The organism is Luteolibacter rhizosphaerae, assembly GCF_025950095.1.
GTDB lineage: Bacteria > Verrucomicrobiota > Verrucomicrobiia > Verrucomicrobiales > Akkermansiaceae > Haloferula > Haloferula rhizosphaerae.
This window is the reverse complement of record NZ_JAPDDR010000003.1, coordinates 298,876-313,231: the sequence shown is the minus strand read 5'-3', so window position 1 is coordinate 313,231 and position 14,356 is coordinate 298,876. Positions and strand designations below refer to the sequence as shown.

14 protein-coding genes are annotated in these 14,356 nt (G+C 62.2%); 7 read left to right on the top strand and 7 right to left on the bottom strand.

All coding sequences use genetic code 11. The features are described from left to right. Positions 1 to 100: 100 nt before the first annotated feature. The 4 genes from OJ996_RS07030 (at position 101) to OJ996_RS07015 (ending at position 3,779) form a co-directional block, all read left to right on the top strand. Positions 101 to 376, top strand: coding sequence for an HU family DNA-binding protein (locus tag OJ996_RS07030; protein ID WP_264512654.1), 276 nt, complete (start codon positions 101 to 103; stop codon positions 374 to 376). A gap of 126 nt (positions 377 to 502) precedes the next feature. After that, positions 503 to 1,180 carry a hypothetical protein gene (locus OJ996_RS07025; protein WP_264512652.1) on the top strand — a complete coding sequence of 226 codons (678 nt, stop codon included), beginning with the start codon at positions 503 to 505 and terminating at the stop codon, positions 1,178 to 1,180. Between the two features lie 21 nt (positions 1,181 to 1,201). Further along, positions 1,202 to 2,617 carry a permuted SH3 domain-containing protein gene (locus OJ996_RS07020; RefSeq protein ID WP_264512650.1) on the top strand — a complete coding sequence of 472 codons (1,416 nt, stop codon included), beginning with the start codon at positions 1,202 to 1,204 and terminating at the stop codon, positions 2,615 to 2,617. Positions 2,618 to 2,621: 4 nt separating this feature from the next. Continuing rightward, positions 2,622 to 3,779, top strand: a complete 1,158-nt coding sequence (locus tag OJ996_RS07015) for a prenyltransferase/squalene oxidase repeat-containing protein (RefSeq protein WP_264512648.1) — start codon at positions 2,622 to 2,624, stop codon at positions 3,777 to 3,779. Positions 3,780 to 3,806: 27 nt separating this feature from the next. Here the strand turns inward: OJ996_RS07015 and OJ996_RS07010 are convergent, their stop codons facing one another. The 7 genes from OJ996_RS07010 to OJ996_RS06980 all read right to left on the bottom strand — a co-directional run bounded on the left by OJ996_RS07010 (position 3,807) and on the right by OJ996_RS06980 (position 10,191). Continuing rightward, a complete protein-coding gene (locus tag OJ996_RS07010; protein WP_264512646.1) occupies positions 3,807 to 4,463 on the bottom strand; it encodes a hypothetical protein in 657 nt (218 codons plus the stop codon). Between the two features lie 602 nt (positions 4,464 to 5,065). Then, positions 5,066 to 6,385, bottom strand: coding sequence for a dihydrolipoamide acetyltransferase family protein (locus OJ996_RS07005; RefSeq protein ID WP_264512644.1), 1,320 nt, complete (start codon positions 6,383 to 6,385; stop codon positions 5,066 to 5,068). A 78-nt stretch (positions 6,386 to 6,463) separates the two neighbouring features. Continuing rightward, positions 6,464 to 6,784 (bottom strand): hypothetical protein, encoded by a 321-nt coding sequence (locus tag OJ996_RS07000; protein ID WP_264512642.1) that lies wholly within the window; start codon positions 6,782 to 6,784, stop codon positions 6,464 to 6,466. 105 nt (positions 6,785 to 6,889) lie between these two features. Continuing rightward, a complete protein-coding gene (locus OJ996_RS06995; protein ID WP_264512640.1) occupies positions 6,890 to 7,282 on the bottom strand; it encodes a hypothetical protein in 393 nt (130 codons plus the stop codon). A 141-nt stretch (positions 7,283 to 7,423) separates the two neighbouring features. Further along, entirely contained in the window at positions 7,424 to 8,410 is a 987-nt protein-coding gene (locus OJ996_RS06990; protein ID WP_264512638.1) for an alpha-ketoacid dehydrogenase subunit beta, read from the bottom strand. 69 nt (positions 8,411 to 8,479) lie between these two features. Continuing rightward, on the bottom strand, positions 8,480 to 9,562 hold the full coding sequence (pdhA, locus tag OJ996_RS06985; RefSeq protein ID WP_264512636.1) for a pyruvate dehydrogenase (acetyl-transferring) E1 component subunit alpha: 1,083 nt from the start codon (positions 9,560 to 9,562) through the stop codon (positions 8,480 to 8,482). Between the two features lie 44 nt (positions 9,563 to 9,606). Continuing rightward, positions 9,607 to 10,191, bottom strand: coding sequence for a DUF6580 family putative transport protein (locus tag OJ996_RS06980; protein WP_264512634.1), 585 nt, complete (start codon positions 10,189 to 10,191; stop codon positions 9,607 to 9,609). Positions 10,192 to 10,280: 89 nt separating this feature from the next. Here OJ996_RS06980 and OJ996_RS06975 point away from each other — a divergent pair, with 89 nt between their 5' ends. From OJ996_RS06975 to OJ996_RS06965, 3 genes are all read left to right on the top strand, one after another. Beyond that, a complete protein-coding gene (locus tag OJ996_RS06975) occupies positions 10,281 to 10,685 on the top strand; it encodes a cytidine deaminase (protein ID WP_264512632.1) in 405 nt (134 codons plus the stop codon). A 161-nt stretch (positions 10,686 to 10,846) separates the two neighbouring features. Continuing rightward, entirely contained in the window at positions 10,847 to 12,736 is a 1,890-nt protein-coding gene (gene mnmG / locus OJ996_RS06970; RefSeq protein WP_264512630.1) for a tRNA uridine-5-carboxymethylaminomethyl(34) synthesis enzyme MnmG, read from the top strand. Between the two features lie 1,295 nt (positions 12,737 to 14,031). Then, entirely contained in the window at positions 14,032 to 14,232 is a 201-nt protein-coding gene (locus OJ996_RS06965; RefSeq protein ID WP_264512628.1) for a hypothetical protein, read from the top strand. The last annotated feature ends 124 nt before the right edge of the window (positions 14,233 to 14,356 follow it).

Sequence of the window (14,356 nt, the reverse complement as noted above, 5' to 3'; positions counted from 1 at the left end):
GAAGGGCCGCTAACGTGCTTGGCTCTAAGGGCGGGGCGGGCTGGCGGGCTTCTATTTTAGCTTGCCAAACAAGGGTCCGGACCGCAATACCGTCCTCGCCATGAACAAAGCTGAACTTGTTGAAGCCATTCAGAAAGCCCTCGGTAAGGACGCTACCAAGCGCGCCGCCGAGGACGCTCTTGCCGCCGTTCTCACCTCCATCGAAAAGGGCGTGAAGAAGGACAAGAAGGTCCAGATCATCGGCTTCGGCACTTTCGAAGTGAAGAAGCGCGCCGCTCGTCAGGGTCGCAACCCCAAGACCGGCGAAGCAATGAAGATCGCCGCCTCCAAGTCCGTCGGCTTCAAGGCATCGTCCACGCTGAAAGCAGGTCTCTGATCCGCGAGAGGGTGCCGGGACCTCCCGGAACCGGTGCCCGAAGGGATCCGAAAAGCCCAAAACTGACGACCCCGGCACTCCGCCGGGGTCGTTGTTTTCCAAGACAACCGAAGAAGAAGCAGAGCGATGAAGCCGCGAATCACCTTGGCGGAAGCCAACTTGCCGGACGGCACGGTGCTGGAACTGCACGAGCACGACGGCCGGAAATACCTGCAGCACGGCAGCGTGCAACTGGCCGGACCGGTGACCCGAGCAAGCGAGCGCGAGCTGGGCCGGGTGGCCTGCGCGCCCTTCCGCCCGGTGCGGCAACCGAAGATCTGGGTGGTAGGCCTAGGCTTGGGCGAGGTGCTGGCGGGGGCGATGGAAACGCTGCCGCAGAAGCGCGGGACCTTCATCGTGGGCGAGCCGTGGCCGGTGGTGGCGGAGTGGCACCGCAAGTTCATGCCGGATAGTCCGGCGGTGACGGACTCGCGCGTGGAGATCCTTTCAAACGTGGAGGCGACAGCCTTCCATGAGTATGAGCAGGAACTGCACGCGGTGCTGGTCCACTCGGATACCGCACCGCTCGGCGAACGTGGCCGCGGTCTTTTCGAGGACCGGCGCTGGCTTGCCGCAGTTCATGGCGCGCTGCAGTCGGGCGGTCTGCTAGGGATCGGTTCCTCGCGCCCGCTGCCGATGATCGAGCGCAACTTGGCGCGTGCCGGATTCGAGGTGGTGCGTCACGAGATCGACGCCAGCCCGAATGCCCGCCGACCGCGCCGCCATTTCCTTTGGCTTGCCCGAAAAGGCAAATCCGGCGAGTGATATCGCTAATCCCGCATCTTTATGAAGTACCTGTCCCTCCTCGCGGCCACCGTCGCCGTGGCTCCCGCAGCGGAAGTCACGGTGGAGTCCAAGCCATTCGCGATCGAGCGCTCGTTCACGGCGACGATCCTGCCGGCCAAGCCGGTGCTGGTTTCCATCGACCCGGAAGGCTGGGGTGACTTCACGATCGAGCAGATCGTGCCGCATGGCACGGCCGTGAAGAAGGGCGATGTGTTGGTGAAGTTCGATCGCGAAGGCTACGACAAGAAGCTGCAGGATCTGAAACGCGCAGTGGAGGGCCGGGCGCTGACTCTCGCCAGCCAAGAGCTCGCCTTCACCAAGCTGAGCGAGGAGACCACGATCCGCCTGGAAGCCGCACGCAAGGCACAGCGAGTGGCTGCGGAAGAACTGGAGTATTTCACGACGACCGGACGCAAGGCGCAGGAGGAAGAGATCGCCGATGATCTGGAGGGATCGAAGCGTCGCTTGGAAGCCGCGCAGGAAGAGCTGAAGCAGCTCAAGATGATGTACGATGCGGACGATCTGACCGAGCAGACGGAAGAGATCATCCTGAAGCGCCAGGAGTACGCGGTGAAGTCCTCCGAGCTGGCCCTGAAGCTTACGGAGCTTTCCACCACCCGCACCTTGCAAGTCCTGCTGCCTCGCAAGGCGGAGGGACTGACCACCGATGCGAAGTCGACGTCGATCGAACTGGAGAAGGCGGAGAAGAATCTGCCACGCTCGCTGGAGAACGCGCGGCTGGATCTGGATGCGGCACGCATTGCAGCGGCACGCGAAAAGGAGGATCTGGCCGATCTCGAGAAGGATGGCGCGCTGCTTGAACTGAAGGCGAGCGAAGACGGTATCTTCTACCACGGCTCGCTGGATGAAGGACGCTGGACTCTTGGCGAGCTGGCGAAGTCACTGGTGAAGGGTGGCAAGGTTCCGTTCATCCGGCCCTTCGCTTCGTTGGTGCCGAACGAGGCGGATCTCGGTCTGGTGGCACATGTGGACGAAAGCACGGCGCGTAGCCTGCGGAAGTTGATGAAGGGAGGAGCAAGCGCCGGCGGCCGTGAGGATGTGGCGCTTACCGCCGTGATCCAACAGGTAGCCGCAGTGCCGGCCGCCGATGGACGCTACCGCGTGGATCTGCTGCCGGAATGGCCGGAAGATGAGAAGCTCGAGTTCCCGGCCGACCTTGATGTGGTGGCCGGGATGAATTTCGATTGCCGTTTCGTGGTCTACAAGTCGGACACGGCGATGACCCTGCCCGCCAAGGCGCTGCGCGCTGCGGATGAAGGCAAGTGGACCGTCCAAGTGAAGATGGCGGACGGCAAGAACGAGACCCGCACGGTGGTGCGCGGCCGCGTTTCGGGCGACCGCGTGGAGATCGCCGGCGGGCTGGAAGCAGGGCAAGTGGTCATCATTCCGGACTAAGCTCATGCAGCGACCGCTCGCGATCCTACTGGCCTGCACCGCTTGCGCCTTCGCACAAGAGAAGCCGGTGGCGGAGGTGAATGCCTCCACCATGGCGGCATCGGTGCGGCGCGGCGTGGACTTCCTGATCGCAGACCAGAATCCCAACGGTTCCTGGGGCGGTGCGACGCGGACCAAGGGCCTGAACATCTATGCGCCGCTGCCGGGTGCCCACCATGCCTTCCGGGCAGGTGCAAGCGGGCTGGCCTTGTCCGGCCTGATCGACAGCGGCGACACTCGTCCCGAGACACTGGCAGCGATCGAGAAAGGCGGTGCATGGATGGAAGCCGAGCTTCCCAAGCTCCGCCGCGCGGATCAGACGACGACCTACAATGCATGGGGCCACGCCTACGGTATGCGCGCCCTGACACGGCTGTACAAGACCGCGAAAGATGATGCCGCGAAGGAGAAGTGGAAGCGATTGGCACAAGAGCAGTGCGACCTGGCCAACCGCTACATGGACATCAACGGCGGTTGGGGCTACCTCGATATCTACGACGGTCTGACGACACAGAAGCCGACGGGGATCACGACGTGTTTTACTACAGCTACCGTACTTCTCGCGATGCGCGAGGCCCGGGACGTGATGGGCATCAAGCTGGATGACCGGATCGTGAAGGCCTCGGTGGCAAGCGTGGAGCGGCAGCGTACGCCGGACTTCGCATACGTGTACTCGCACAGCCACATCTACCGGCCGCGGGTGCCAATCAATCGTCCGGCCGGTTCGCTGGCGCGTAGCCAGGCATGCAATGCCACCCTGCGGGCCTTCGGTGAAACGAAGGTCACGGACAAGGTGATCCATGAATGGGCGGAGCGCTTCATCGATCGCGAAGGCTTCCTGAGCATCGGACGCAAGCGCCCGGTACCGCACGAGACGCACTTCCAGATCTCCGGCTACTTCTACTATTACGGGGTCTTCTACTTCACGGAGTCGGTGGAATTTCTCCCGGCTGCGGAACAGAAGGCACATGCCGAGAAGCTGGCTAAGCTCATCCTATTCCGGCAGGAGAAGGACGGTTCCTGGTGGGACTATCCGCTGTACGATTACCATCAGCCCTATGGTACCGGCTACTCGCTGATGGCGATGGCTTGGTGCCAGAAGAAGCTTGTCCCGAAGAGCTGACTCAGGCTGGAGGCTCACAAACCGTGCTTAGGGCTTGGCGGGGACTGCCTTGTCCTTGGGCGGTTGGCAGGCGCAGGCATAGCATCCGCATTTGCCGTCGCACTTGGCCTTACATCGCGCGATATCGATGCAGTTCATGCTGAAGCGGTTTCCGGGATCCATGTCGATGGCCCAACCACTGAGGTTCCGATGCTTCACGGTGCCGGACCTCTGCGGCTGGATTTCTCCGCTGGTAGTGTAGTGATTGTTGTGTCCCGTCCCGAAGGGTCTGGCGGGCTTTCTCAGGGGGCTGGCCTGTGCTTTGCCCGGATCCGGAACGACGGGAGCAGGGATCAGCGTTCGTACCACCGTCTTCGAGGTGGCTGGCATGTCCGGATGGCGGATCCATACCGAATTCCGCGCGATTGAGAACTCAACACCGGCTTGGCCGCAGAGATGTCGGAAAGCCTCCCACGCCGGAACGCTTTTCAGATCGAGGGTTAGCTCATGGCGTGGCTTGAAGTCCGGTGGCAGCTGCACGATGAAAGGCACCTGCAGGGTATGCTTCGACGAGGACAAGGCCTGTAGCTGAAGGTAGAAGATGGCATCCATGAAGTCGGCATCTTGAAAGCGGACCTCGGGCAGGATTTGCGACTCAAGCTGCCGCTGCAAAGGATGCTTGAAAACTGGCGGCTTTCCAGCCATCGCGGGGCTAAAGACGAGATTTGCAACGATGAGAAACACAAAGAGCGGCGAGGCAAGTCTCACTCCCGAAGTTGAACCGACTTGCGATGGCTCGGTGATGGAGCCTCCGACGAATAAAGTCGCGAATCCCATAGCCCTATCAGTTTGCCGGGAAGCGCGGAGGAGAAGTGTCAAAAGGGCGTCAAATTCCGGGAGACCTCATTCTGTTAGCGGACTGTGAACAGTTCGGGAATTCTCCGGGCGTAATTCGGAGAGCGGGGTCTGTTAGCCGGGCTTGTAGCCAGATGCCGGGAGGTTTTTCGCAGGGTTTTGCAGGCGTGGAATCCTTGATCTGATGCGGTGGAACGGCGATCTCAGAGGCTTGTTCACACTACTAAGATGAATGGTTTGTTTCGTACCTAAATGATCTCTTCTTAGAGCGTGTGAAAAACTCAGGCCGGGAAGGGTGCTGAGGCATCCGCTAAATGATCCCCTGAGAATCCCGGCGTCGTGTGGCCTGGTGAGGGCGCTTGTCGTTCCGCCGGGTGTGATGCTGGAGAGGCATAAGAAAGGCGTGCCACCGCGGGGATGGCACGCCTTTGAGAGTGGGGCTGGCGGGCAGCTCAGATCAGCATGAGGGCCGGTTGCTCGACGAGCTTCTTGACCTCCGCCAGGAAGGCTGCGGCCACGGCACCGTCCACGACGCGGTGGTCGCAGCTGACACCGAGGTTCATGCGCAGGCCGGCGACGATCTGGCCGTTCTTGACCACGGGCTTTTCGATGGCGGCGCCGACCGAGAGGATGAGGGCCTGTGGCGGATTGACGATCGCGTCGAAGCTTTCGATGCCCCAAGCGCCGAGGTTCGAGACGGTGATGGTGCCGCCGTCGAATTCGCTGGGCTTCAGCTTCTTCTCCTTGGCGCGGGAGGCCATGTCTTTCACTTCCTTCGAGATCTGAAGGACGGACTTGGTTTCCGCCTGCTGGATGACCGGGGTGACCAGGCCGTCTTCCACGGCGATGGCGACCGCGAGGCCGACATGCTTGAAGGAGACGATGTGGTCACCGGCGAAGGAGGCATTCACGGCGGGCACGGCGACCGCTGCGTTGATGACGGCCTTCAGGATGAAATCGTTCACCGAGTACTTGTTGCCGTGGGTCTGCTCGGCCTGGGCGTTGATCTGCTTGCGCAGCGCCATGAGCGGGGCGGCATCCGCTTCCACGTGGAGGTAGAAGTGCGGGATGGTCTGCTTCGAGGTGAGCAGGCGGGAGGCGATGACCTTCCGCATGGAGGAAAGCTCGATGCGCGCGTCGCCATCCTTGGCGGTCGGCAGAATGGCAGCGGCGGCCGGTGCTGCGGCAGCAGGGGCCGGAGTGGTGGAGCGGGACTTGGCGGCAGCGGCGAGACCGGCGGCGGCGGAAGCCTCGCTGGATTTGCCGGCTGGCTTCGAGCCCTTGGCGGCTTCCACATCGGCGCGCACGATGCGACCGGCAGGGCCGGTACCGGAGAGAGAGCCAAGGTCGACACCGAGTTCCCCGGCGACCTTATGAGCGAGAGGCGAGGCCTTGATGCGCTCGCCATCGGTGGATTGCACCGGAGCGGGAGCGGCTGCAGCGGCAGGGGTGGAAGCCGGTGCGGCTGCCTCGGACTTCGGTGCGGCTTCAGCGGCGGCCGGTGCTGCTGCGGGAGCAGGAGCGGAGCCGGCATCATCGCCATCGAGCACGGCGAGGACGGCACCGATGGCGGCTTTCTCGCCTTCTTGGATCTTGATTTCGGTCAGGGTGCCTTCGTCGAAGGCTTCCATTTCCATCGTGGCCTTGTCGGTTTCAACTTCAGCGAGGATGTCGCCGATCTCGACGGAATCGCCGACTTTCTTGTGCCACTTGATGAGGGTGCCCTCGGTCATCGTGTCCGAGAGTTTTGGCATTTCGATTTGGATGGCCATGGATCTGATAAAAAAGAGGGAGTGAGGCGCGGCGAGATTGGGGAATCGGAAAGGCTTTTCCAGTCTTTTCCCCGGGGCTCAGCCTTTGGTGACGCGGATGATTTTTCCCGCGGCGACGGCGAAGTTCAGGCGGTCCGGGCGGAAGTCCTTCGTGACCGGGCGAGATTGCCCGTCTTCCTCCACGATGCGCCAGCGGATTCCGGCCTTGTCGGCACGGGAACTCGCTTCGGAGACGCTCATCCCCACGTAAGAGGAGGCGTCGGAGGGATCGGAACTCACTTTTCCCGGAGGCGGTGCTGGTGCGGCAGGTGCTGGTGGAGTGTCACGAGGCGGCGGCTTGGATTCCTGTTGCTGGCAGGCCGCCAGTGCGAGGCATGCGAGGATGGGAAGCGTTCTCATCATCCGGACGAATGCGCGCGGGGACCGGAGCGGGCAAGGGGAAAAAGAAAAGCGGGGGCCCGGGTGGACCTCCGCTTTCCGTTAAAGATGGTCAGATGTGACGGATTACTCGACCACGATCTGCTTCATCGTCGGGATGAGGCCGATGTGCGGGCTGCCGGTGCCGCCCTGGGTGGTGGCCATGCGACGGGCGGCTTCGGTGTTGGAACCGCAGCAACCTTCGTTCAGGCAGTAGAAGCGAACGCAATCCGGGCACTTGAGGCGGACCTTCTTGGTCACTGTCTTGTAGCGCGGAACCTTGGTTTCCTTGACCTCGGTCATGCCGCTCTTGGCATCCACGACGACTTCTTCGCGGACGATGTCGTATCCGCAGAGCTTGCGCTGATAGGTTTCCTCTTTGTAGCCGGCGTGCTGGCTGTTCCAGCCGAACATGGAGCAGCAGGAAGACAGACCCATGGAGAGGGCCACGAGGGGCAGGATCAGGAGCAGGTTTTTCATGGTGTTAGTCAATTAGAAGAGGCAGCAGCACGAGGTGGCCGCAAGGCAAAGACCGACAAGCCCGACGAGGGAAAGAAGTTTGGTCATGTTGCAAGAATGCTAGAAGTGACTTGTTCCGTGGCAATGAAAAAGCCTCGGGGATCAGCGCAAAGACAGGACTTTTTCAACAATCCGGCGCGGATTCGGAAGCTGTTCGTTTTCGATATGCGGGGAGTATATCGCCGGTGCATCCAATGTGGTGACACGCTTGATCGGCGAGTCGAGGTAATCAAAGGCCTCGTCCTGGATGAGGTGGGAGACCATGGCGGAGACACCGCCGAAGCCCTTGGACTCATCGACCAGCACGACACGGTTGGTTTTCTTCACCGTCTTGAGGATCGCCTCGACATCGAGCGGGCGGATCGAGCGCAGGTCGAGGACATCGGCTTCGATGCCGTGCTGCTCCTTGAGCGTCTCGGCGGCCTGAAGGGCGTGGATCACCGAGCGGCCGTGGCTGATGATCGAAACGTCCTTACCTTCACGCTTCAAGTCGGCGACACCGAGCGGAATTACAAAATCTCCTTCGGCGGGGTCCGGCACTTCACCGGTGGTCCCGTAGAGAAGGGTGTTCTCCATGAAGTAGACCGGATCGTTGTCGCGGATGGCGGCTTTGATCAGACCCTTGGCATCGGCCGGGGTGGCCGGGGCGCAGACCTTGAGGCCGGGGAAGGCGGCGAAGAGGCCTTCCGGGATGTGGGAGTGGGTGGCACCGACATTGGTGCCGCCGTTGGCCGGGCCGCGCATCACGATCGGGCAGTTGATCAGGCCGCCGGACATGTAGCGGACGCAGGCGGCATTGTTGACGAGCTGGTCGAAGGCCACGGAGTGGAAGGACCAGAACATCAGCTCCATGACCGGGCGGACACCGAGCATCGAGGCACCGATGCCCATGCCGATGAAGCCGGCTTCGGAGATCGGGGTATCGACGACGCGCTTGTCGCCCCACTTCTTCCAGAGGCCTTCGGTCACCTTGTAGGCACCGTTGTACTGGGCGACTTCCTCGCCCATGATGACGACGTTCGGGTCGCGGGCGAGTTCCTCGTCGAGGCCTTCACGGAGAGCTTCGCGGAAAGTGAGGGTGCGGGACATTGAGAAAGGATGCGTGCGGAGTGCTTGGGAAATTTGCTACTAGAGTTACCGTAGTTCGTGCGGGCCGGCTCAGTCGGTGAAGAAGTGGCGGCCGAGCTTGGAGGCTTCGGTCTTGTTGTCGGTTTCCCAGTAGACGTCGTCCATGATCGACTCGACGGTCGGGGCGGGGGATTCGTCGGCGAACTTGCTGGAAGCGGCGGCTTCCTTCTTGGCTTCGGCATCGATCGCGGCGGCGGACTCCTCGGTCAGGACACCCTCGGCGATGAGGCGGCGGCGCCAGAGGTGGATGGGATCGTGATTGGCCTTGTAGTTCTCGATCTCCTCGGGAGTGCGGTACTTCTTGTGGTTCGCATCCGCGACGCTGTGGCCGTAGTAGCGGTAGGTGGTGATCTCGAGGATGGAGGGCTTGTGCTGCTTGCGGGCGCGCTCCATGGCGATGTGGGCCTTGGCGCGGACCTCGTAGAGATCGGAGCCGTCGACGACGTCCCACTCCATGTCGTAGCCTTCGGCGCGCTGGGCAAGGCAACCGCGGTAGGAGGAAGAGCGCTTCTGCGAGGTGCCCATCGAGTAGCCGTTGTTCTCGATGATGTAGACGACCGGGATCTCGAAGAGGGCGGCGATGTTCAGGGACTCGTGGAAGGCACCTTGGTTCACGGCGCCATCGCCCATGTAGCAGAGGGCGCAGCCTTCCTTACCGAGATATTTCAGGCCGTAGCCGAGGCCGAGGCCGAGGGGAGTCTGGCCGCCGACGATGCCGTGGCCGCCCCAGTAGTTCTTGTCCGGCGCGAAGAAGTGCATGGAGCCGCCCTTGCCCTTCGAGCAGCCGGTGGCCTTGCCGTAGAGCTCGGCCATGAGTTCGTTCATGTTCATCCCCACGGTGAGGGCGTGGGCGTGGCAGCGGTAGGCAGTGATGTTGTGGTCGTTCTCGCCGCAGAGGGAGAGGGTGCCGACGGCGACCGACTCCTGGCCGATGTAGAGGTGAAGGAAACCGCCCATCTTGCCTGCGGTGTAGAACTTCAGGGCCTCCTGCTCGAAGCGGCGGATGCGGACCATCTTGCGGAAGAGCTCGATCTTGTCTTCGGCGGTCAGGGCCTTGTTGACCGGAGAACCGGAGAAGTCGAGACGCGGGGAATCAGCGGTGACGGATGACATGGGCGGCGCGGTGATAGAGGCGAAAACAGGTTTGGAGCAAGAACTTATCGGGTCTGCTGCAAGGAGGCAGGAAGGGGTTTCGAGGCGGGCATCCAGGACTGGCGGGCAAGCAGGAAGAGCGCCGTGAAGAGGACATTCGCGGCGGCGAGATTCCGGAAGAAGACCCAGGTAGGCATGAGGTCCGTGGGGCGACCGGACCAGAGGGCCTGCCAGAGTCCGGTCGAGGAGGCGGCGTAGGTCGGGTCGGTGGCCCAGATCACGATATTCGTGACGAGGTGGAAGACGACCGCGGCGAGGATGCCTCCGCCCAGGACGAGGAGCGGGGACGGGGAGCGGCGCAGCGGCAGGGCCATGGCTCCGGTAAGGAGGAGGGCGAGGAAGGCGACGATCACCCCGCCGCTGGCGAAGGGGGAGTAGCCTTGGAGCATGCTGGCGATGGGATTGCTGACCAGCCAAGCGATGACGGGAAGGGCCCATGCCTTGGTCCCGCGGAGGAAGACGATGCTGCAGAGGAAGAGCGCCGGGAGCGGTTGGAAGTTCGGCAAATCGTGAGAGAAAGCGGCACCCAGGCAACGGAAGCCGACCAGCAGGAGGGCTAGCACGAGCACGGGAATCCAAGGGCGTTGCATGCCTTTCCCTGACTGATCGGAGGGGGTCCGGCGAGCCGAAAATGCGCGGGCTTGCCATGGGGTCGGATGGCTGGTTTCTCTTGCTGCATATGGACTGGGAGCCCTTGATCGAGGCGGCGTGGAAAGTGCGGGAAATGGCGCATGCGCCCTACTCGAAGTTTCATGTCGGAGCGGCCCTGAGAGTGGAGGGTGAGGTCTTCACCGGGTGCAACGTGGAGAACCTGTCCTATGGCCTGACCAACTGTGCGGAGCGGGTGGCGATGGGGACGGCGGTGGCAGCGGGGAAGCGAAAGCTGGAGGCGGTGGCGGTGGTGGCGGACACGGCGGTGCCGATCTCTCCTTGCGGGGCATGTCGGCAGGTATTGGCGGAGTTCGCGGGGGAGGGGGATCCGCTGGTGTGTCTGGCGAACCGGACCGAGCAGGTGGTGTTCCGGCTTTCGGAGCTGCTACCGAGGGCTTCGGCGGGGATCTTGGATCTGCCGGAAAGGTCATGAAATGTCTGTGGTTTTGGGTTTTGTGAGGTGGCAGATGGCAGATGGCAGGGTCACGGAGGTCGGAGGTCGGAGGTCGGTGCTAGAGAGAGAGTTCCACGTGGAACATGGCGACAGGTCTTGTGTGGGGTGGCGGGAGAGTCTAGGCTCCGCGGCCCTAGCTCATGTTCCGCTATCCCAAGCGCTACGACGTCCTCGTCATCGGAGCCGGTCATGCCGGTTTGGAAGCTGCCCTTGCTGCCGCCCGTCTGGGTGCGCAGGTGGCGGTGCTTACCCAGAATCTGGATACCGTGGGGCAGATGTCCTGCAATCCGGCGATCGGAGGCTTGGCCAAGGGCCACATGGTGCGCGAGATCGACGCGCTGGGCGGGGCGATGGGAGTAAACACGGATGCGACCGGGATCCAGTTCCGGATGCTGAATGCCTCCAAGGGTCCCTCGGTGCGGGCTCCCCGGGCCCAGTGCGATAAGAAGGCCTACCAGTTCCGGATGAAGTGGTTGCTGGAGTCCACGCCGGGCATCGAGCTGCACCAAGGGAACGTCGCGGAGATTCTGGTGGAGAACGATCAGGTCACCGGGATCTCGACCTCGCTGGGGATGCTGATCGAGTGCTCCTCGGTGGTCCTCTCTGCGGGGACCTTCATGCGCGGGCTCATGCATGTGGGCCTGAAGAACGAGAAAGGGGGCCGAATGGGAGATGCAACCTCGACGGTTTCTGACTCGCTCAAACAGCTGGGGTTCCACGTGGAACGTTTCAAGACCGGCACGCCCTGTCGTCTGAACGGGCGCTCGCTGGATCTGTCGGCGTGTGAGCGGCAGGACGGGGATACTCCCGCGCCACTCTTTTCTTATTTGGCGGACACGCTGGTGCGGGGGCAGGACGACCTCTTCACACTGAATCCGTGGGGCGATTCCACGTTCCACGTGGAACAGATGCCCTGCTGGGTGACCTACACCAATCCGGATACCCACGAGATCATCCGGGGGAACCTCGACAAATCTCCCATGTATTGCGGGGTGATCGAGGGCGTGGGCCCGCGTTATTGCCCCTCGATCGAGGACAAGGTGGTGCGCTTCGCGGAGAAGGAGCGGCATCAGGTTTTCCTAGAGCCGGAGGGACGGCATACCCACGAGTACTACGTGAACGGGGTTTCGACCTCGCTGCCCTACGAGGTGCAGTTGGCCTTCCTGCGGACCATCCCGGGCTTGGAGAAGTGCGAGATCCTGCGCCCGGGCTACGCGGTAGAGTATGATTACTGCCCGCCCACTCAGCTGAATCCGACGCTGGAGACGAAGCGGGTGTCCGGGTTGTATTTTGCCGGGCAGATCAACGGGACCTCCGGCTACGAGGAGGCGGCGGCCCAAGGCCTGCTGGCGGGCGCCAATGCGGCGCTGAAGGTGGCCGGGAAGCCGGACTTCATCCTGCGCCGGGATCAGGCCTACATGGGCGTGATGGTAGATGATTTGGTCACCAAAGGCTGCATCGAGCCCTACCGGATGTTCACGTCCAGGGCGGAGTTCCGGCTGCTGCTGCGTCAGGACAACTGCGACCTGCGGCTCACGCCATTGGCTGCCGAGGCCGGTCTAGCAAGCGGGGAGCGGGTGCGCCGGGTGGTGGAGAAGGGCGCGGAGCTAGAGCGGGCGCTGAAGTGGTCCCGGCAAGCGGCGCACGAGGGGGTGAAGATGGATCACTGGTTCCGGCGCAGCGAGAATACTTGGGATATGCTGCCCGAAGAGGTCCAGAGAGAGTTCCACGTGGAACTTTGGCCGCTGATCGAGACCGAGTTGAAGTATGAGGGTCACCTGAATCGGCAGCAGGTGCAGGTGGAGCGCATGGCCCGTCACGAGGACAAGCGGATCCCGGCGGACTTGGATTATTCGAGCATCCGTGGCCTGAAGAAGGAGGCTCAGGTGAACTTCGCGCGGATCAAGCCGGCGACTCTGGGGCAGGCGGGGCGGATTACGGGGATCACCCCTGCGGATGTGGCCGTGCTGGCGGTGTGGCTGGAGAAGGGGAAGAGAGCAGAGGTGCCGGTTCCGGCGGAGGAGGGGTGAACCACGGGATACACGGAATACGCGGAAGGAAGAGAGGCTGGTGGCGGTCGAGGCTCTTCTGGCTGGGGGTGCCGGGCCTGGCGTTGGCTTGGCTTGACTCGATTCAGGTCAGCTCAGGGGTATCATGGCGCTGGGGCAGCGCTCCGGCGATGCGCGGCGTGGCGCTAGGAGTATCGCAGGGTGAACTTCTGTTCTGGTATGGGAGGGCCCTATTCCTTTGGCGATGGCATCGGGACTTATTTCGGGGCGAAGCGATACCCGATGGGGGCGGAACGCGGAATGAGCGTGATCTCGCGGCAAACATGGCCTCTGCTTCGGTATGAGTTCCAAGGTCCGGGCCAGGACAGGCTTCCATGGGGTGCTGGAACTCTGGGTGGTGGTGCTTGCTTACTCGGGGCTTTGGGCTGGGCTTTGGTTTTGATATCGTCGGAGGCAGAGAAAGATCCAGCGCCAAGAGATGCCATGAAGCCGGGGAGTCAGTTAGGGAGGAGTTGGTGGCTGTCGCCTTGCTCCTGGCTTGCAAGTTTTGGATTGAGCTTCCTGATTTGGGCGTGGGTTGACTCCAATCATAGAACGAGCACTCTGGAGCACTCTCCCAGCAGGGTGAGCATCTGGTCCACACATGGACATCTCCTCACGGTCCAGTTCTCAGCCGCCGCAACTTCCGCAGGCTTGAAATTGGATTCATGGCTGGCACTAGTCTATCCACCAGCAGGCCGCTGGCCGACATCGGGGATACAATGCAGCTTTGGACCGGCGCTGCCTCCTTCAGTCTGGGATTTCAGCCAGTCTTCGGTTCATCCGGTGCAGCGGACTTGGTTCCCACCGCCGCGTTTCCAGACTTCGGATGACCCTGCGACACCCTTCACGCTGCTGGCCCTTCCCTACTGGTTGATGGCTGCGGCTTACGTGGGGATCTGGACTGGGCTTTGGTTTTGGTATCGTCGGAGGCAGAGAAGGATCCAGCGCCAAGAGATGCCATGAAGCCGGGGAGTCAGTTAGGGAGGAGTTGGTGGCGCTCCATGGCCTTCTGGCTAGGTTTGCCGGGCCTGGTGTTTCTTGTATGGGCTTGGTGCGAATCCAACCAACGGCACCACCGCGTCTTCCTTGTTCCGTCCTCACTTTCGTCAACTCAAGGCAAGATCTTCTGGCATTGGTTGAGTGTGGACCATCTCCATGAGGCGGAGGTCGATTACGTTCGAGGGAGGGTCGGCATCAACAAGCTTTGGCCGGCAGAGACTTTCACGACTCGATGCGGGGTGCCGGTGAAAAGGTGGGACACTTATGCGACCCGGGTGAAGCCAGCCGATCGCTGCTGGATAGCTGCTTTGGATTGGGATGCCGAGGAGATCGATGACGAGAACTGGTACTTCTATCTCTCCCTACCCTACTGGCTGGTGGTGGCCGGCTACGCGACGGTCTGGCTAGGAGGAGTGATGCTGTGGCAGTTGAGGAAGGCTCGGTTGTCCCTCAAGGGTGAACTTGATAAGGGGTAAGGAGTTGAGGTGTCCTTACGGGACGCGGGGACGCCAGGCAGGCACCTTGTGCCGACGAGCTCTTATGAGTTGTTTCCTCAGTCGTGGGGGGTGAGCCGGTCGTTAGGGAGGATTCTTTCCGAGT